The sequence below is a fragment of the Luteimonas sp. GW821-FHT14E02 genome, from assembly GCF_058803905.1.
The window spans coordinates 136,466-153,890 of record NZ_JBXAPK010000005.1 but is presented as its reverse complement, the minus strand read 5'-3'; the positions used below and the strand labels follow the sequence as shown (position 1 = coordinate 153,890).

The 17,425-nt window shown below is 65.0% G+C and carries 16 protein-coding genes; 7 read left to right on the top strand and 9 right to left on the bottom strand.

Annotated features, from left to right (window positions below; all coding sequences use genetic code 11):
- Positions 1 to 48 precede the first annotated feature (48 nt).
- The 3 genes from glpK to glpD form a co-directional block, all read right to left on the bottom strand.
- On the bottom strand, positions 49 to 1,554 hold the full coding sequence (gene glpK / locus AC1RNP_RS10115) for a glycerol kinase GlpK (RefSeq protein WP_493051125.1): 1,506 nt from the start codon (positions 1,552 to 1,554) through the stop codon (positions 49 to 51).
- Positions 1,555 to 1,612: 58 nt separating this feature from the next.
- A complete protein-coding gene (locus tag AC1RNP_RS10110) occupies positions 1,613 to 2,332 on the bottom strand; it encodes an MIP/aquaporin family protein (protein ID WP_493051124.1) in 720 nt (239 codons plus the stop codon).
- Positions 2,333 to 2,402: 70 nt separating this feature from the next.
- Complete coding sequence (gene glpD, locus AC1RNP_RS10105) at positions 2,403 to 3,914, bottom strand: glycerol-3-phosphate dehydrogenase (protein ID WP_493051123.1); 1,512 nt, start codon at positions 3,912 to 3,914, stop codon at positions 2,403 to 2,405.
- Between the two features lie 402 nt (positions 3,915 to 4,316).
- Between glpD and thiC the strand changes: the two genes are divergently transcribed.
- From thiC to AC1RNP_RS10090, 3 genes are all read left to right on the top strand, one after another.
- Positions 4,317 to 6,194 (top strand): phosphomethylpyrimidine synthase ThiC, encoded by a 1,878-nt coding sequence (gene thiC / locus AC1RNP_RS10100; protein WP_493051122.1) that lies wholly within the window; start codon positions 4,317 to 4,319, stop codon positions 6,192 to 6,194.
- A gap of 194 nt (positions 6,195 to 6,388) precedes the next feature.
- Positions 6,389 to 6,994 (top strand): DUF4136 domain-containing protein, encoded by a 606-nt coding sequence (locus tag AC1RNP_RS10095; RefSeq protein WP_493051121.1) that lies wholly within the window; start codon positions 6,389 to 6,391, stop codon positions 6,992 to 6,994.
- Between the two features lie 49 nt (positions 6,995 to 7,043).
- Positions 7,044 to 7,733: an ion channel gene (locus AC1RNP_RS10090; protein ID WP_493051120.1), complete on the top strand. Its 690-nt coding sequence runs from the start codon at positions 7,044 to 7,046 to the stop codon at positions 7,731 to 7,733.
- Between the two features lie 56 nt (positions 7,734 to 7,789).
- Here the strand turns inward: AC1RNP_RS10090 and AC1RNP_RS10085 are convergent, their stop codons facing one another.
- The 5 genes from AC1RNP_RS10085 to ppa all read right to left on the bottom strand — a co-directional run bounded on the left by AC1RNP_RS10085 (position 7,790) and on the right by ppa (position 10,232).
- Positions 7,790 to 8,074 (bottom strand): contact-dependent growth inhibition system immunity protein, encoded by a 285-nt coding sequence (locus AC1RNP_RS10085; protein ID WP_493051119.1) that lies wholly within the window; start codon positions 8,072 to 8,074, stop codon positions 7,790 to 7,792.
- A gap of 70 nt (positions 8,075 to 8,144) precedes the next feature.
- Positions 8,145 to 8,639 (bottom strand): RNase A-like domain-containing protein, encoded by a 495-nt coding sequence (locus AC1RNP_RS10080; RefSeq protein ID WP_493051118.1) that lies wholly within the window; start codon positions 8,637 to 8,639, stop codon positions 8,145 to 8,147.
- 250 nt (positions 8,640 to 8,889) lie between these two features.
- Positions 8,890 to 9,198 carry a DUF1272 domain-containing protein gene (locus AC1RNP_RS10075; RefSeq protein ID WP_493051117.1) on the bottom strand — a complete coding sequence of 103 codons (309 nt, stop codon included), beginning with the start codon at positions 9,196 to 9,198 and terminating at the stop codon, positions 8,890 to 8,892.
- Between the two features lie 31 nt (positions 9,199 to 9,229).
- On the bottom strand, positions 9,230 to 9,667 hold the full coding sequence (locus AC1RNP_RS10070) for a hypothetical protein (protein WP_493051116.1): 438 nt from the start codon (positions 9,665 to 9,667) through the stop codon (positions 9,230 to 9,232).
- 16 nt (positions 9,668 to 9,683) lie between these two features.
- Positions 9,684 to 10,232, bottom strand: coding sequence for an inorganic diphosphatase (ppa, locus tag AC1RNP_RS10065; RefSeq protein WP_493051115.1), 549 nt, complete (start codon positions 10,230 to 10,232; stop codon positions 9,684 to 9,686).
- 321 nt (positions 10,233 to 10,553) lie between these two features.
- Between ppa and AC1RNP_RS10060 the strand changes: the two genes are divergently transcribed.
- From AC1RNP_RS10060 to AC1RNP_RS10050, 3 genes are all read left to right on the top strand, one after another.
- Positions 10,554 to 12,125, top strand: a complete 1,572-nt coding sequence (locus AC1RNP_RS10060) for a M91 family zinc metallopeptidase (RefSeq protein ID WP_493051114.1) — start codon at positions 10,554 to 10,556, stop codon at positions 12,123 to 12,125.
- Positions 12,126 to 12,225: 100 nt separating this feature from the next.
- The gene (locus AC1RNP_RS10055; protein WP_493051113.1) at positions 12,226 to 12,861 is read left to right on the top strand and encodes a hypothetical protein; all 636 of its coding nucleotides are present in this window, start codon (positions 12,226 to 12,228) and stop codon (positions 12,859 to 12,861) included.
- 154 nt (positions 12,862 to 13,015) lie between these two features.
- Positions 13,016 to 14,386 (top strand): DUF2252 domain-containing protein, encoded by a 1,371-nt coding sequence (locus AC1RNP_RS10050; RefSeq protein WP_493051112.1) that lies wholly within the window; start codon positions 13,016 to 13,018, stop codon positions 14,384 to 14,386.
- A gap of 89 nt (positions 14,387 to 14,475) precedes the next feature.
- On the opposite strand, the gene AC1RNP_RS10045 is transcribed toward AC1RNP_RS10050, so the two are convergent.
- On the bottom strand, positions 14,476 to 16,509 hold the full coding sequence (locus tag AC1RNP_RS10045; RefSeq protein ID WP_493051111.1) for a sodium-translocating pyrophosphatase: 2,034 nt from the start codon (positions 16,507 to 16,509) through the stop codon (positions 14,476 to 14,478).
- Between the two features lie 253 nt (positions 16,510 to 16,762).
- On the opposite strand from AC1RNP_RS10045, the gene AC1RNP_RS10040 reads away from it, so the two are divergent.
- Complete coding sequence (locus AC1RNP_RS10040) at positions 16,763 to 17,266, top strand: hypothetical protein (RefSeq protein WP_493051110.1); 504 nt, start codon at positions 16,763 to 16,765, stop codon at positions 17,264 to 17,266.
- The last annotated feature ends 159 nt before the right edge of the window (positions 17,267 to 17,425 follow it).

The following is a 17,425-nucleotide window of genomic DNA, read 5'->3' as shown; positions in this document are numbered from 1 at the left end:
AGCCGATTTTGTGAAATTTGGTGACTCCGCCGGAACCGCCGATTCCACTCAACTATGCTCGACGCGGAAACCGAGCGTGGCTTCGACCGCGCGCTTCCAGCCGGCGTAGAGCGATTCGCGTTCGGATTCGATCATCTGCGGCTCGAATCTGCGATCCACTTGCCATTGCTGCGCGATCTGCTCGCGATTTTCCCAGAAGCCGACCGCGAGTCCGGCCAGATAAGCGGCGCCGAGCGCGGTCGTTTCGCTGACGCGCGGTCGTTCCACCGCGATATTCAAGATGTCGCTCTGGAACTGGCCAAGGAAGCCGTTGGCGATCGCGCCGCCATCGGCACGCAGGCCGGCCAGCTTGATATTCGCATCGCTCTGCATCGCATCGAGCACGTCGCGGGTCTGGTAGGCCATCGATTCGATCACGGCGCGGATGAAATGCTCCTTGCTGGTGCCGCGGGTGAGGCCGAACATCGCGCCGCGCACGTCGCTGCGCCAGTACGGCGCGCCGAGGCCGACGAACGCCGGTACGAAGTACACGCCCTCATTGCCGCGGGCGCGTTCGGCATAGTCCTCGGAATCGCCGGATTTGCCGATCATGCGCAGGCCGTCGCGCAGCCATTGCACCGCCGAGCCGGCGACGAAGATCGCGCCTTCCAGCGCGTATTCCACCTTGCCGTCGAGGCCCCAGGCGATGGTGGTGAGCAGCCCGTTCTTGGAGCGCACCGCCTTCTCGCCGGTGTTCATCAACAGGAAGCAGCCGGTACCGTAGGTGTTTTTCGCCATGCCCTGTTCGAAGCAGGCCTGGCCGAACAGCGCCGCCTGCTGATCGCCGGCGACGCCGCAGATCGGAATGCCGTTGGCAAAGAAATGGCGCGAGCCGGTGCGCGCGTAGACCTCGCTGCTGGAACGCACTTCGGGCAGCATCGCTTCGGGCACGTCGAGCATGCGCAGCAGTTCCGGGTCCCACTGCCGCTTGTGGATGTCGTACATCAGCGTGCGCGAGGCGTTGGTGTAGTCGGTGACGTGGGTCTTGTTCTCCGACAGGTTCCAGATCAGCCAGCTGTCGATGGTGCCGAACAGCAGCTCGCCGCGCGCGGCGCGTTCGCGCGCGCCCTCGACGTGATCGAGAATCCACTTGACCTTGGTGCCGGAAAAATAAGCATCGATGAGCAGGCCGGTGCGCTCGCGCACCAGGTCTTCGTAACCCTCCACTTTCAGCTGGTCGCAGATGCCGGCGGTCTGGCGCGATTGCCAGACGATGGCGTTGTGGATCGCTTGTCCGGTGTTCTTGTCCCAGACCACCGTGGTCTCGCGCTGATTGGTGATGCCGATGCCCGCGACTTGCTCGGGGCTGATCTGCGCCTTGGTCAGCACCTCGATCGCGGTGGTCTGCACGCTGGCGAGGATCTCGCGCGGGTTGTGCTCCACCCAGCCAGGGCGCGGGAAGATCTGTTCGAATTCGCGTTGCGCGACGCCAACGATCGAACCGCTGTGATCGAACAGGATCGCGCGCGAGCTGGTGGTGCCCTGGTCGATGGCGAGGATGTAGGGTTTGTCCACGAGAGTCTCCGCTTGCGGGCCGTCCCGTCCTGCGGGAACGACGATGGAAATCATGAAATCAGGTGTACATGACCTTGAACAGCAGCGCACCGAGCAGCGCACCAATGATCGGGCCGATCACCGGCACCCAGGCATAGCCCCAGTCGGAGCCGCCCTTGCCGGGAATCGGCAGCAGTGCGTGCGCGATGCGCGGGCCAAGGTCGCGCGCCGGATTGATCGCATAGCCGGTCGGCCCGCCCAGCGACATGCCGATCACCACGACCAGCAGGCCGACGCCGAGCGGCCCGAGTCCCGGCGCCAATGTGTTGGTGCCGACGGCGAGCACGACGAACACCAACACGAAGGTGCCGATGATCTCGGTGAGCACGTTGGCAGGCAGGTTGCGGATGGCCGGCGCGGTGCAGAACACGCCGAGCTTGAGCGCGGGGTCGTCGGTATCGCGCCAGTGCGCGAGATAGGTGAGATACACCAGCACGGCGCCGGCGAATGCGCCGCCCATCTGCGCGGCGATGAAGCCGGGCACGAGATCCCAGGAGAGCTTGTCGATCGAGGCGAGCGCGATGGTCAGAGCCGGGTTCATGATCGCGCCGCTGATCGGGCCGGCGATGAAGATGCCTATCAGCACCGCAAGGCCCCAGGCCCAGGTGATGACGCTCCAGCCAGCGTTCGCCGCTTTCGATCGGCCAAGCAATACGCCAGCAACGACGCCGTCGCCGAGCAGGATCAAGACCGCCGTGGAGACGAACTCGCTGAGGTACTGCAAGCCCGGTGATGCCATGTTGTCCTCCCGTGCGGATCCCTCCGCGACAGTCCGCACGTCATGCGCGGGGTTTTCAAGAAGGCAGTTTCTATTTTCTTATTTGTTCTTGCAGATACGCTTGCAGGCGTTCGATGCCGGTACGGTCGACGTGCAGGCCGAGTTTCGAGCGGCGCCAGAGGATGTCCTCGACGGTGCGCGCCCATTCGGCTTCGATCAGGTAATCCACTTCTGCCGCGTAGAGGTCGCTGCCGAAGTGCGCGCCGAGGTCTTCCAGGCGCGAGGCGTAACCGACGATGCGCAGCGCGCGCGTGCCGTAGTTGCGACACAGGCGCAACGCCAGCGCATCCGGCAGCCACGGCCGGCGGCGCGCGAATTCCTCGTGGAAGGTGGTGAAATCGCTGTCGGGCAGGTCGCCGCCCGGCAGCGTCGCATCGCCGGTCCAGGCCGGTCTGGTGTGGCCGAGCACGGGCTGCAGCGTGTCGAGCGCTTCTTCCGCCAGCTTGCGCGCGGTGGTGATCTTGCCGCCGAACACGTTGAGCAGCGGCGCACCGTCGCGATCGAGCGTGAGCAGGTAATCGCGGGTGACTTCCGAGGCCGACCCGTTTTCATCGTCGAGCAGCGGACGCACGCCGCTGTAGCTCCAGACCACATCCTGCGGTTTCAGCGTCTGCCTGAAATAACGCGATGCGGCCTCGCACAGGTACGCGGTCTCGTCGTCGGCGATGCGCGGCGCGGCGGGATCGTCCTTGAATTCGACGTCGGTGGTGCCGATCAGGGTGAAGTCGCGCTCGTAGGGGATCGCGAACACGATGCGCCGGTCCGGCTGCTGGAAGATGTAGGCGTGATCGTGCGCGAACATCTTCGGCACGACGATGTGGCTGCCCTTGATCAGCCGCAGATTGTGCCGATGCCGCACGTGCGCGACCTCGTCGAGGAAATGCGCCGCCCACGGCCCTGTGGCGTTGACCAGCCCGCGTCCGCGGACCAGTTGCATGCCGCCGTCGGCGAGGCGGAGTTCCGCCACCCATCCGTCGTGGTCGCGTCGCGCCGTCACGCAGCGCGTGCGGGTCAGGATGCGCGCGCCGCGTTCGGCAGCGTCCATCGCGTTGAGCACCGCCAGCCGCGCGTCCTGCACCCAGGCGTCGGAATAGACGAAGCCGCGCACGAAGGTGTCCTGCAGCGGCCGGCCGGCGACGTGCTTGCGCAGGTTGATCGAGCGCGAGCCGGGCAGGCCGCGCCCGCGCCGGCCGCCGAGGCGGTCGTAGAGGAACAGGCCGATGCGGATCATCCACACCGGCCGCAAATGCGGCTGGTGCGGCAGGACGAAGCGCAGCGGCCAGATGATGTGCGGGGCGGCGCGCAGCAATCGCTTGCGCTCGGCCAGGGCCTTGCCGACCAGGGCGAACTCGAATTGTTCGAGATAGCGCAGGCCGCCGTGGATCAGCTTGGTGCTGGCGCTGGAGGTATGCGAGGCGATGTCGTCGCCTTCGCACAGCAGGACCGACAGGCCGCGGCCGGCGGCGTCGCGGGCGATGGCGGTGCCGTTGATGCCGCCACCGACGATGAGGAGATCGTAGACGGGGGAGTCGTCCTGGCTCACGTGTTCAACCATCCGCGGCAAGATACTTTCGTTTTTGTAAGCGCACCGTATAGGCGAGTATGCGCCCGGCCGGCGGGAAAGTTGCACGTCGCGCAATATCGGAACGCAGCATCGCAGGACCGTCCCCGGTGTGGTTGGCGCCGGAGCGGCAACGTGGTTCAATGCGAGGTGAAGCGGGGGTACCACGGCGACGTGGTTGAGACAGACCCTTCGAACCTGGGCATTCATGCCAATACCGGTTGACACCGGCGTAGGGAAGCTTCGCAGGGCGCCAGGTTCCGCAGGAACGTTGCGCACATGCGGCTCCGTTTCGTCCCGGCTCGCAAGATTTTGTGCGAGTCCCTTCGCAAAAAGCCCGTACATCCCTGTGCGGACTTTCCATAAAGCCAGGGCGAAAGCACTATGAATGCCGTACCTTCCACACTGCTGCAGCAGACCGAGCAGCTTTCCGAATCCGTGACCCGGCCGATTCCCGGTTCGCGCAAGATTTTTGTCCAGGGCTCGCTCGCCGATCTGCGCGTGCCCATGCGCGAGATCGCGCTGACGCGCACGCCGACGATGTTCGGCGGCGAGGACAACCCGCCGGTCACCGTGTACGACACCTCCGGTCCGTATACCGATCCGGACATCCACATCGATCTGGCCTCGGGCCTCGCGCCGCTGCGCGCCGGGTGGATCGAGGCGCGCGGTGACACCGAAGCGTTGCCGCAGCTCAGTTCCGAATTCGGCCGTGGTCGCGAGCACGACGCCAAACTCGCCGCAGTGCGCTTCCCGAACCGCAGATTGCCGCGCCGCGCCAAGGCCGGTGCCAATGTCAGCCAGATGCATTACGCCAAGCGTGGCATCGTCACGCCGGAGATGGAGTTCGTCGCGATCCGCGAGAACCAGCGCCTAGAGGCAGTGCGCGACGCCGGATTGCTGACGCAGCATCCGGGCCAGTCCTTCGGTGCGAGCATCCAGACGCTGATCACGCCGGAATTCGTGCGCGACGAGATCGCGCGCGGCCGCGCCATCCTGCCCAACAACATCAACCATCCGGAAAGCGAGCCGATGATCATCGGCCGCAACTTCCTCACCAAGATCAACGCGAACATCGGCAACAGCGCCGTCAGTTCCGGCATCGCCGAAGAGGTGGAGAAGCTGGTCTGGGCGATCCGCTGGGGCGGCGACACGGTGATGGACCTGTCCACCGGCAAGCACATCCACGAGACGCGCGAGTGGATCGTCCGCAACTCGCCGGTGCCGATCGGCACGGTGCCGATCTACCAGGCGTTGGAGAAGGTCGACGGACGTGCCGAGGAACTGACCTGGGACATCTTCCGCGACACGCTGATCGAACAGGCGGAGCAGGGTGTGGATTACTTCACCATCCATGCCGGTGTGCTGCTGCGCTACGTGCCGCTGACGGCGAAGCGCGTCACCGGCATCGTTTCGCGCGGTGGTTCGATCCTCGCCAAGTGGTGCCTCGCGCATCACAAGGAGAATTTCCTCTACACGCATTTCGAGGACATCTGCGAGATCATGAAGGCCTATGACGTGGCCTTCTCGCTCGGCGACGGCCTGCGTCCGGGCTGCATCGCCGATGCCAACGACGCCGCGCAGTTCGGTGAACTGGAAACGCTGGGCGAGCTGACCAAGATCGCGTGGAAGCACGACGCGCAGACCATGATCGAAGGCCCCGGCCATGTGCCGATGCAGTTGATCAAGGAGAACATGGACAAGCAGCTGGCCGAGTGCGGCGAGGCGCCGTTCTACACGCTCGGGCCGCTGACCACCGACATCGCGCCGGGCTACGACCACATCACCTCGGCGATCGGCGCGGCGATGATCGGCTGGTACGGCACGGCGATGCTCTGCTACGTGACGCCGAAGGAACATCTCGGCCTGCCCAACCGGCAGGACGTGCGCGACGGCATCATGGCCTACAAGATCGCAGCGCACGCGGCCGATCTGGCCAAGGGCCATCCCGGCGCGCAGGTGCGCGACAACGCGTTGTCGAAGGCGCGCTTCGAGTTCCGGTGGGAAGACCAGTTCCATCTCGGGCTCGATCCGGAGAAGGCGAAGGAATTCCACGACGAGACCTTGCCGAAGGACGCGCACAAGCTCGCGCACTTCTGCTCGATGTGCGGCCCGCATTTCTGCTCGATGAAGATCACGCAGGACGTGCGGGACTACGCTGCCGAGCACGGGGTGGACGAGCAAGCTGCGCTGACCTCGGGGATGGCGGAGAAGTCGGCGGAGTTCCGTGCCGCCGGCGCCGAGGTCTATCGCGTCGAGTAGGGGAGCAAGCCCCTCTCCCGCGAAGCGGGAGAGGGCGGGGCGGGCGGTGGCGGGCAGGGAAGGCATGCCGGGAGTGACCGGCACCTCGTGCGATGGACTGGCCGGATGCCCGGCGCCCTGTCATATCTATGGCGTTAATCGATCCCCTCGGGCGGCGTGCTAGCGTGCGCTCCAAATCCAGACGGAGACCGTCCATGACGAAGTCGCATCACATCCTGAGGTGGCTGCTGGCGGTCTGCGCGGTCGCCCTCCTGGCCAGCTGTGCCACCGGCCCCACCGTTCGTACCGACTACGATCCCGAGGCGGACTTCTCCCGCTACAAGACCTGGGCGTTCTACCAGCCCATCGCGATGGAGGAGACGGGCTATTCCACCTTCCTCACCGATCGCATTAAGACCGACGTGCGCCGTGAGATGGAAGCGCGCGGTTACAGCTACGACGAGAAGTCGCCCGACCTGCGCGTGAACTTCCAGGGCATCGTGCGCGAGAAGACCGACGTCTGGACCACGCCGCGCACCGACTTCCAGTATTTCTACAGCTATCGCCGCCGCTCGTACTTCGCCGTGCCGTTCTGGTACGACGAAACGCAGGTCACCCAGTATCGCGAGGGCACGCTCACCGTCGATCTGGTCGACTCCGCGCGCAACCGCCTGGTATGGACGGGCGATGCCATCGGCCGCGTCACCCGCAAGCCGCCGCAGGAGCGTGCGCAGGACGTGGATCGCGCGATCAGTGAGATCTTCCTGCGCTATCCGTATCGCGCCGGGTCCAACGAGCCTGTCACGCCGGTGAAGAAGTGACGGCTGCCGCCGGCAGTAGCTCACAAGTCTTGCGGGGGAGGAGTCGGCGATGCAGCTGATGCGCGCCCTGGTGCGGCTGCGTCGCTCGCCTTCGATGGCGCTGCTGGTGGTGCAGCTGCTGGCGCTGCTGTCGTATCCGTTCATCGGTGATCACGCCGTGGGGCAGGTGGCTTCCACCGCGGTCAGTGCCGCCGTGCTGGCGGTAGCCGTGTGGATGGTGCATCGCTCGCCGCGTCCCGGCTGGATCGCGGGTACGCTGGCCGCGGTGGGCATCATTGCGTGGGCGCTGCATCAGGCGACCGGCAGTTTCGCATTGGGCGTGATCGGCAGCGTCGGCTACGCCGCGGCGTTCTTCTACGCGGCGGTGTCGATGATCGCCTACATGATGAGCGACGAGCAGACCACGACCGACGAGATGTGGGCGGCCGGCGCCACCTTCATGCTGTTCGTCGAGGCCTATGCCTGGGTGTTCATGGCGTGCCAGCTGTTCCAGCCGAACGCGTTCTCCGCGCCGCTGCAGAACGCGCAACCGGTGCGCACCTGGGTGGAGCTGCTGTTCCTGAGTGGCACCAATTTCTCCGCCACCGGTCTCGGCGACATCCTGCCGATGACGCCGCTCTCGCGCATCGTGATAGTGGTAGCGCAGTGGAACGGCGTGATGTATCTGGCCGTGGTGGTAGCGCGCTTGGCGGGTCTATTGCGTGGCAAGCGCAATCCGGGATCACGCGATCCCGGATGACGATGGGTGCCTGATCAGCCGAGGTTGATCAACCGAGGCGGATCAACCGAGACAAATCAACCAAAATCGGCACGCAACCCGGCGAGCCAGCCGCGCCAGGTGGCGCCGTCGAGGGTCGGGTCGTATTCGCTGCCAAGATCGCGCAGCTGCTGTGCGAGGGCGGTTTCGTCGAGGTCGCGCGCGGACAGGCGCGCGAGGTCGTCGCGCACTTCGGCGACCTGTTCCTCATCTTCGCTATCGAGGTAATAGGCGACCACCGCGCCGGGCGTCTCGTGCTCCATGCGCCAGTCCTGGTGGAAATAGGCGGCGAGAAAGTTTTCCAGCGCTGGGTAATTGCTCATTGGAAGCGGGTGCTCATTCGGCGGTGCTCGTTCGAAGCCGGCTTGTTAAAAGCCGGGGCCGGCTTCGCGATCAGGGCGTGGTCGGATAACCGGTCACGATTCTATAGCCGATCCCGAGCTTGTCCGAACGTTCCAGCACGATCTTCACCGAATGCACGTCGGTGGCTTCCGTATCGCCGCGCTTGATCGAGATGCCGGTTTCGGCGTCGAAGCTCTCACTCAGCACGAGACGGTTGCCGCCCTTGCCGTCCACCCAGGCGTCGATCTTGTCCTGGTTCTCGGCGATGGTGGCGGCGACGAAATGTTCGGCGGATGGCAGGTCGCGGAAGCTCGACGAGGCGCTGATGTTCTCGCGTTCCAGGCGATCGAGCAGGTCCTGCTCGGTCTTGCCGACGTGCCGCTCGATCAGATGGCTGCCAGCCTGTTCGTGCGCCTCCAGGCCGCCGCCGGGGACCTGATCGAGAGGAAGCGGCGGTTCGGGCTGGGCGACAGGCGGTGCCGGCTGCGCGTTGTACAGATCGTAGGCCGGCGACCAGGTGGCGGCGGAGACGGACGAAACGGACATCGGCTGCGTTCCGGGTGGAGTCGACGCAAGACTAGTGCGTGTCGTTCCCGCGCAACATTGGTGGAAACCCTAGGGACCGGGCCAAGACCCGCTTTGCGCGGCATTGCCGCGCAGTCTTGGGGAGCGCCCGGCCATGGACTTGGAGCCGCGCCGTCAGCGCGGCGACAGGCAGGGCGTTCCGAAACCGGTATCGCCGCGCCAAGGATGGCAATCGAAAATCATCAAACGAGACAAGTGATAACTACTCGCTTTAGCGCTTGTGCGCTGGAAGTATCCCGATCGCCGCACGCAGCCGCGCATGCGCCTCCAGGTCCACCGGCCGATGTCGTATTTCCGTGCTGGCAGGATTGCTTTCGAGGCAATTGCCGTCTTTCCAATCCTTCACTGGCCGGATCGGCCGGGGCGCGAAGCCGCCGCCGCAGTTCGGGCAGATGTCGCCGAGGAGATGCTCGACGCAATCGGCGCAGAACGTGCACTCGTAACTGCAGATGCGCGCTTCCAGCGAATCCGGAGGCAGCGGCTTGTTGCAGTGTTCGCAGGTGGGTCTGAGTTGCAGCACGCGCCTTTCTCCTGCTTGGCCGGAACGCTTGCTATGCGTTCGAGAAACGTCTCGCGCGATAACCGGCGAGATCCGGCGAGGCGCAATAAAGGGTGTCGACGAAAGCATTCCGTTCGAACCACATCACTTCCATGTCCCACAGGCAGAACGAAAAGCGTGCGGAATCCTCCACCCAGCCGGTGTCGGTCTCGACCGACACCGAGGTGAACAGTTCGTTGTCGTTGCCCCACCAGCCCAGCACGAGATAACGCATGCTGGCGCCGTCGTGGAGGATCGCGAAGGCCGGCGTGGAAGGCCAGTCGATGGCTCGGTCCGCCTTGATGCGGGCGAGACGTTCCAGGTATGGCGATTGATCGACGGGACCGCCGTGCGTGGAGATCGTGTAGAGCTTCACGCCGTCCCGGTCGAGCCAGTCGGGAGCGCTCTCGGTTTTCCGGGTCGCGTATTGCTGAGTCGCGTGCGTCGCCATGAGGGCCGTCCCGGTCTCAGAAGCGCGGCTTCTCGGTCGTGGTGCCGTAGCGCTCGATGGATTCGAGCAGGATCTGCTTCGCCTCGGCGGCATCGCCCCAGCCGTCGAGCTTCACCCACTTGCCCTTCTCGAGATCCTTGTAGTGCTCGAAGAAGTGGCCGATGCGCTCCAGCCAGTGCGGCGTCACCTGGTGGATGTCCTCGATGTGGGCGTAGCCCGCGAACACCTTGCTGACCGGCACAGCCAGGATCTTCTCGTCGCTGCCGGCCTCGTCCTTCATGCGCAGCACGCCGACCGGACGCACGCGGATCACCGAACCCGGGATCAGCGGCAGCGGCAGCACCACCAGCACGTCGGCCGGATCGCCGTCGCCGCACAGCGTGTGCGGGACGTAGCCGTAGTTGCACGGATAGCGCATCGGCGTGGACAGGATGCGGTCGACGAAGATCGCGCCGCTGGCCTTGTCGACCTCGTACTTGACCGGTTCGGCGTCCTTGGGGATCTCGATGATGACGTTGACTTCGTCCGGCGGGTTGTTGCCGGTGGGGACGTGGTCCAGGCCCATTGCGTGCTGACTCCGAATCGATGGAAGAGGGTGAGGGGCCAAACCGGTGCCCTATCGGCACCGGTTTAGCCCCGAACGCCCGGCCATGGATGGCCGGGCCGGGGGTTCCGAAGCCAGATATGCACCGCCATGGATGGCGGCGAAGTCCAGCCCGCAGAAGCCACATTCTACCGACTCCTGCTGCAACGCAGCATCCACCTGTCTACACGACATAGGGTCAACCCGAGTTAGGGAACGCCCCAGCTTGGCCGGGTACATACGGCTCCGTATATCTAGACCTTCATTCGATTCTGATGACCCAAGAAAAGGGGATACCGATCCATGAGCATCGATCTGCCACCGCCGCCCCCACCGCCACCGCCGCCTCCCCCGCCGCCACCGGAGACCAAGGCCAACGGATACTGGGACAACCCGGCCCAGCAGGATGCCCTGAGCGGTAATCCGACCCTGACGGCACCCGAGACGGCCCCGCAGGAACCGAAGGCAGCCACCGGCGATGCGATCGCGATCGATGGCGGCGCCACCGGCACCCGTCTGCCTTCCGGCCAGACGCCGGACGGCAAGGAAATCAAGACCGCGCAGCTGGCGCAGGGCCAGCAGGCCCAGATCACCCGCGAGCAGACGCTGGCCGACGCCGGCCTCGGCCGGACCTACGTCAGCAGCAACCAGCTCGTGGTGACCACCCAGGGCACCGGCAACGACGATGTCCAGGTCACCCAGCGCGACGACGGCACGCTCGATGTTTCCGTCAACGGCGAGAAATACGAAACCCGTCTGGCCCAGGGCCAGGAGTTGACCCTGCGCACCGGCGCCGGCAACGACGTCATCAATGTCGCGCCGAACGTGAAGGTCAACATCGTCGTCGACAGCGGCGCCGGTGACGACACCATCACCACCGGCGCGGGCGAGGATCGCATCGATGCGGGTGCCGGCAACGACACCATCAGCACCGGCGCGGGTCGCGACGACGTGTTCGGCAACACGGGCAACGACAAGGTCGATGCCGGTGCCGGCAACGACGTGGTCTACGGCGGCGACGGCGACGACACGCTGGCCGGCGCCGACGGCGTCGATTTCATCGAAGGCGGCAAGGGCAGCGACGGCCTCGACGGCGGCGCGGGCAAGAACATCCTGTCCGGCGGCCAGGGCGACGACACCCTGCGCGCGGGCACCGACGGCAGCCGCTTCTACACCGGCGACGGCACCGATACCGTCGAGGGCGCCACCACCAACGACAAGATCTACGCGCAGAAGGCCACCGACATCATCAACTTCGCCCAGGGCCAGCGCGACAACGGCCAGGTCGTGGTCAATGTCGAACTCAACGCCAAGCTGGGCACGCAGGGCGTCAAGGTCGAAGGTTCCGACGCATTCCGTCAACGCGTCGAAGCGGAGATCGAGTTCCTGCGCAGCTCGCCGAACGGACAGCAGATGCTGGCCGAGTTCGACAAGGCCGCCGCCAACGGCAACACCGTCACCATCCGCGAGCTGGCCAACGAGCAGAACGGCTATGCGCAGACGCTGGGCCGCGGCAACGCCGAGATCAGCAACGGCAAGGCCGGGCAGGGCTCGGACGTGCAGATCAGCTACAACCCCTCGTTCCACATGAACGAGTTCCCGGCGCCGGTGGTGGTGCTCTACCACGAGATGTCGCACGCCTATAACGGCGTCAACGGCACCTTCCAGCCGGGCACGTATCGCGGAGAAGGTCCGGACAACGGACAGGTGCCGAATGCCGAGCGCCAGGCCGTGGGATTGGAGACCAGTGCCAAGCCCTTCGATTTCGACGGCAATCCGAACACGCCGGCCACCCCCCACAACCCCGATGCGCTGACCGAGAACGGCATGCGCACGGAACTGGGGCTGGAGCTGCGTCCGAGCTACACGCTGTAAGCACAACCGTTGTTTGACCAGGGGAGCGGGACCGGGGCGGTGCATGGTCAACATGCACCGCTCTTTTTATTGGAGAATCACCTGCATGCATCGCACCAACATGATCAGATTGCACCACGCCGCGGTCCTGGCGCTCGCCCTCGGCCTTGCGCAGCCGGCGTTCGCGCAACAGGGCACCACACCGGATTCCAAACCAGACGGAGCCACGATGTCAGCCAAGGCAAGCCAGACGGTGGTGAGCGGCGAGGGCGCCAGCCTCGAGGCCACGTTCGAGTACGCAGCTTCCGCGCGCGCACTGCATGTGCGCTATCGCCTGCATAATGAAAGCAAGACGCCCCTGATGGTGTTCGATCGCGGCAATCGCCATGCGGTGATGACCAAGCAGCTCGTGCAGGGCGAGATCGCCGCGCCGCTGTTCGCCGCCGAGGGCGAGGATGTCACGCTCAGCCATCGTGCCTTGCCGTTGCCGCAACCGGCGCCGACCGTGCCGCCGACACCGCTGGCCGCGCGCGTGGAACCTGGCGCCTCGCTCACAGGCGAGTTCGAATTTGCCCTGCCCGTGGACAACGCACCCAAGCGCCTGCGCTGGTGTCTGGGTGTGGCGCCTTTCTCGTCAACGGATTTCCAGGCAGTCGAGGGTGAATCGGTGTGGATGGCTTCCTTCGCCGTCGCCGAGTCCCAACAGGTGCTGTGCACGTCCTGGTACGACGTGGCTTCGGCGTCGTTCGAGAAATAAGCGCGGAAAATCAGGGCGGCGTGCGGTTGCGGCTGGGCTGACGCGGTTTCGCGCAAACCTTGTTTCGCGCGCCGCATGATTTGTCATGTGGTTTTAATGCATTCGCCATCTTGGCCTGTCGCAGTGTGCGTTTCCGACGACAGGTGCGCTCACGATGGTTCGTTTCCCGGTTCCCGCCTTGCTCCTGGCCGGCATGCTCGCCGGCGGTTTCGCGACCTCCGCATCGGCCGCCACCGCTCGCGATAGCTGGGTGGTCCAGCAGGTCTACGCCTACAACCATCCCTATGCCGTCACGGCCGCCAACGAGCTGGACGCCAAGATGGCGAAGATGGCGCTCGATCCGTATGCGTTCTATCGCGGCACCGCCCACCTCTTCTACGAGGACATGCTGACCCGGCCGGCCTCCGCCTATGCCACGGCGCAAACCGGATACACATGGATCGGCGGCGACGCCCATCTCGGCAATTTCGACGCATCGCGCAATGCCGATGGCACGGCCGTGTTCAAGGCGGCCGATCACGACGAAGGCTATCTCGGCCAATACGTCTGGGATCTGCGCCGCCTCGCCGCCAGCATGGTGCTGGCCGGCCGCGAGAACAGCCTGAGCGACAGTGCGATCACCACGGCCATCAATACGATGGTCGGTGCTTACGCCAGCAAGATGTCGGAGTTCAAGGGTAGCGGCGCCGAGCTGGATTTCCAACTGGTGAAGGGCAACACCACCGGTGTGGTCGACGACACCATCGCCGATGCCGATGGCAAATCCCGTTCCAGTCTGTTGTCGAAATACACGACGCTCAGCGGCAGCCGGCGCGTGTTCCAGAATCTGTCCAATCTGGTGAGCGTGTCCGCGCAGACCTACAGCGATATCAGCGGAGCAGCCGGCGCCTATATCAATTCGATTGCATCCTCGAAGCGCTATGCGGCGAGTTTCTACACAGTGAAGGACATACACCAGAAGCTCGATTCCGGCGTCGGCAGTCTTGGCAGGCTGCGCTATTACGTGCTCGTGGAAGGTCCTTCGACGAGCACGAGTGACGACGTCATCCTGGAATGGAAACAGGAAGCGGGCAGCGCCGTCGCCACGGCCGCCAACGGTCGGCTGCCGGCTTCCGCCTACGACGACAACGAAGGCAATCGCGTGGCACGCACCGCCAAGGCCCAGCTCATCAAGGCCGACGTGCTGATCGGCTATACGACCGTCGCCGGCCGGCCTTACTACGTGCACGAGAAGTCGCCGTATCAGGAAGATTTCGATCCGGCCCTGCTCACCAGCGCCGATAAATTGAACACCGCCGCGACCTATCTCGGCCAGGCGCTGGCATCCGCGCATGCCCTGGCCGATCAGGATTACGACAGCAGCGTCGTCAGCTACAGCATCGACAAGCAAGTCACCGAGGCCATCACCAGCGTCAGCGGTCTGAAGGCGGAACTGGTTGCGTTCGCGTTCGACTATGCCGCGCAGGCGGATCTGGACTGGCAAGCGTTCGTCGACGCCTACGATGCCGGAACACCGTTGTACTGAAGCGGGATGCGATCAGTCGAAAACGGCATCTCTGGAATGAAAACGGCGGCCAGAGGTCGCCGTTTTCTTCTTTCCAAAACCAATCTCGATCAAACGTGCAGCAGCGGCACCAGCAGCAGTGCCACGATGTTGATGATCTTGATCAGCGGATTGATCGCCGGGCCGGCCGTGTCCTTGTAGGGATCGCCGACGGTATCGCCGGTCACCGCGGCCTTGTGCGCCTCGGAGCCCTTGCCGCCGTGGTGCCCGTCCTCGATGTACTTCTTGGCGTTGTCCCAGGCGCCGCCGCCAGTGGTCATCGAGATCGCGACGAACAGGCCAGTCACGATCGTGCCGATCAGCAGACCGCCCAGCGCCTTCGGACCGAGCAGCAGGCCAACCACGATCGGCACGGCAACCGGCAACAGCGATGGCAGGATCATCTCCTTGATCGCCGACTTGGTCAGCATGTCCACGGCCTTGTCGTACTGCGGCTTGCCGGTGCCTTCCATGATGCCGGGGATCTCGCGGAACTGACGCCGCACTTCCTCCACCACCGCACCGGCCGCGCGGCCGACCGCTTCCATCGCCATCGCGCCGAACAGGTAGGGGATCAGGCCGCCGATCAGCAGGCCGATGATCACCATGTGGTCGGAGAGGTCGAAGGCGAAGGTCACGCCCGGATTGGCGGCCTGCAGGTTGTGCGTGTAGTCGGCGAACAGCACGAGCGCGGCGAGCGCGGCCGAACCGATCGCGTAGCCCTTGGTCACCGCCTTGGTGGTGTTGCCGACCGCATCGAGCGGATCGGTGACATCGCGCACTTCCGACGGCAGTTCCGCCATCTCGGCGATGCCGCCGGCGTTGTCGGTGATCGGGCCGTAGGCGTCGAGCGCGACGATCATGCCGGCCATCGACAGCATCGCCGTCGCGGCGATGGCGATGCCGTACAGGCCCGCGAGCGCGTAGGCGCCCCAGATCGCCAGACACACCGCGATCACCGGCATCGCCGTCGACTTCATCGACACGCCGAGGCCGGCGATGATGTTGGTGCCGTGGCCGGTGGTGGACGCGGCAGCGATGTGCTGCACCGGCTTGTACTGCGTGCCGGTGTAGTACTCAGTGATCCACACGATCACGCCGGTCAGTGCCAGACCGATCAGGCCGCACCAGTACAGGTTGGTGGCGCCGGTCGGGGAATCGGCCATCAGCTGCGTGGTGATCGGATAGAACGCGATCGCGGCCAGCACGCCGGAAATGATCACGCCCTTGTAGAGCGCGCCCATGATCGAACCGCCGGTTTTCACTTTCACGAAGAACGCGCCAATGATCGAAGCGATGATCGATACGCCGCCCAGCACCAACGGATACAGCACGGCGTTGGCGCCGACTTGTTCGGCCATCAGGCCGCCGAGCAGCATTGTCGCGATCACTGTCACCGCGTAGGTTTCGAACAGATCGGCCGCCATGCCGGCGCAATCGCCGACGTTGTCACCGACGTTGTCCGCGATCACGGCCGGGTTGCGCGGATCGTCTTCCGGGATGCCGGCTTCGACCTTGCCCACCAGATCGGCGCCAACGTCGGCGCCCTTGGTGAAGATGCCGCCGCCCAGGCGCGCGAAGATCGAGATCAGCGATGAACCGAACGCGAGGCCGACCAGCGCGTGCAGCGCGGCTTCGCCAGTCACGCCAAGCTTGGCCAGGATCAGCCAATAGCCCGCCACACCGAGCAGGCCGAGCCCGACCACCAGCATGCCGGTGATCGCGCCGCCGCGGAACGCCACGTCCATCGCAGGTCCCATGCCCTTGCGCGCGGCTTCGGCGGTGCGCACGTTGGCGCGCACCGAAACGTTCATGCCGATGTAGCCGGCCGCGCCCGAGAGCACGGCGCCGATCAGGAAACCGATCGCCGTGTACCAGCTCAGTGCGAAACCGATCACCACGAACAGCACGGCGCCGGCGATTGAAATAGTGGTGTACTGCCGGTTGAGATAAGCACGCGCGCCTTCCTGGATCGCGCCTGCGATTTCCTGCATCCGTTCGTTGCCGGCCGGCTGGCGGTTGATCCAGCCCGCCGAGAACACGCCGTAGAGAATCGCGACGATGGCGCACGCCAGCGCCAGCCACAAACCGTACTGCTCGAGCATGAAACCCTCCCCGGAGATGAATGCCAAAGAAACAACCACAGGACTATGGCATAGCGTAGCCGCATCCCATGTTGCGGTGCGGCGCAGGCGAGGTGAATTGGGACTGTCGTAGTGAAGAGCCGTGTTCCGGTGGCCCACTGTCGACGGCGCCTGGGCCGATCGCAATGCGTCCCGGGTGTGGGCGCCGATTCAGGCGTCTCGTGCCAGCCTTGCCCGCCAGCTTGTTTTGCCATCCATGCTCCTGGAGTCTCCCATGCGTCGACTGCTCCTTCCTTGTCTGCTGCTGACCGTGCTGCCTGCCGCGGCTGCCGATCCGGTGCCCGAGATCAAGCGGCCTGAAGCCACTCCGCAAGCCAATGGCGTGGTGCATACCGTGCGCCAGATTCCAGAAACCTGCGCTCGCATCGAGGGCGTGTTCACCGGCCAGGCCGCCGAGCCGTACAAATTCTCCGTGGTGCGGATCAGCCCGACTTGCCAGCCGCGCGCGCGCCTCGTCGATGCCGCCAAGGCGAAGCCTTCGGAAGCCGACGGCTGGAAGTTCAACGACCTGATCCGTATTCCCAGCGCCGCCTGTCCCTCGCAGCAGGCCGTGGTCCGCATCTGGCGCCGTTCGGTTGACCAGACCCAGAAACTCGACGGCCAGGGCCAGTCGCGCATCTATCTCGAAGAGGCGAAGAAGACCGCCGCCGCCGGCAAGCTTCCGGCGGTGCCGATGTTCGCGGCCGAGATGGGGGTCGAGGGCAAGGCTTGCCCATAGTTGCGGGGCACGGTAATCACTGGCCGTGAGGATCTTGAAGACCGTGATGGTGATCGTGCATTGAGGCTGTCCTGCGTCGAATTCACGCGAGGCTGGCAAGCCCGCGGAGCGCGGGAATCAAGTGTTGTGTTTTCGTTGACACCCGTTAGGGCATTGACC

Bases quoted from the DNA above. Each gene is read 5' to 3' on its own strand.
- AC1RNP_RS10070 (WP_493051116.1), bottom strand. From the start codon at position 9,667: ATGGCGACGCACGCGACTCAGCAATACGCGACCCGGAAAACCGAGAGC.
- AC1RNP_RS10080 (WP_493051118.1), bottom strand. From the start codon at position 8,639: ATGTCCGTTTCGTCCGTCTCCGCCGCCACCTGGTCGCCGGCCTACGAT.
- AC1RNP_RS10050 (WP_493051112.1), top strand. From the start codon at position 13,016: ATGGTTCGTTTCCCGGTTCCCGCCTTGCTCCTGGCCGGCATGCTCGCC.
- thiC (WP_493051122.1), top strand. From the start codon at position 4,317: ATGAATGCCGTACCTTCCACACTGCTGCAGCAGACCGAGCAGCTTTCC.
- AC1RNP_RS10055 (WP_493051113.1), top strand. From the start codon at position 12,226: ATGATCAGATTGCACCACGCCGCGGTCCTGGCGCTCGCCCTCGGCCTT.
- AC1RNP_RS10060 (WP_493051114.1), top strand. From the start codon at position 10,554: ATGAGCATCGATCTGCCACCGCCGCCCCCACCGCCACCGCCGCCTCCC.
- AC1RNP_RS10085 (WP_493051119.1), bottom strand. From the start codon at position 8,074: ATGAGCAATTACCCAGCGCTGGAAAACTTTCTCGCCGCCTATTTCCAC.
- AC1RNP_RS10040 (WP_493051110.1), top strand. From the start codon at position 16,763: ATGCGTCGACTGCTCCTTCCTTGTCTGCTGCTGACCGTGCTGCCTGCC.
- ppa (WP_493051115.1), bottom strand. From the start codon at position 10,232: ATGGGCCTGGACCACGTCCCCACCGGCAACAACCCGCCGGACGAAGTC.
- AC1RNP_RS10045 (WP_493051111.1), bottom strand. From the start codon at position 16,509: ATGCTCGAGCAGTACGGTTTGTGGCTGGCGCTGGCGTGCGCCATCGTC.
- AC1RNP_RS10090 (WP_493051120.1), top strand. From the start codon at position 7,044: ATGCAGCTGATGCGCGCCCTGGTGCGGCTGCGTCGCTCGCCTTCGATG.
- AC1RNP_RS10095 (WP_493051121.1), top strand. From the start codon at position 6,389: ATGACGAAGTCGCATCACATCCTGAGGTGGCTGCTGGCGGTCTGCGCG.
- AC1RNP_RS10110 (WP_493051124.1), bottom strand. From the start codon at position 2,332: ATGGCATCACCGGGCTTGCAGTACCTCAGCGAGTTCGTCTCCACGGCG.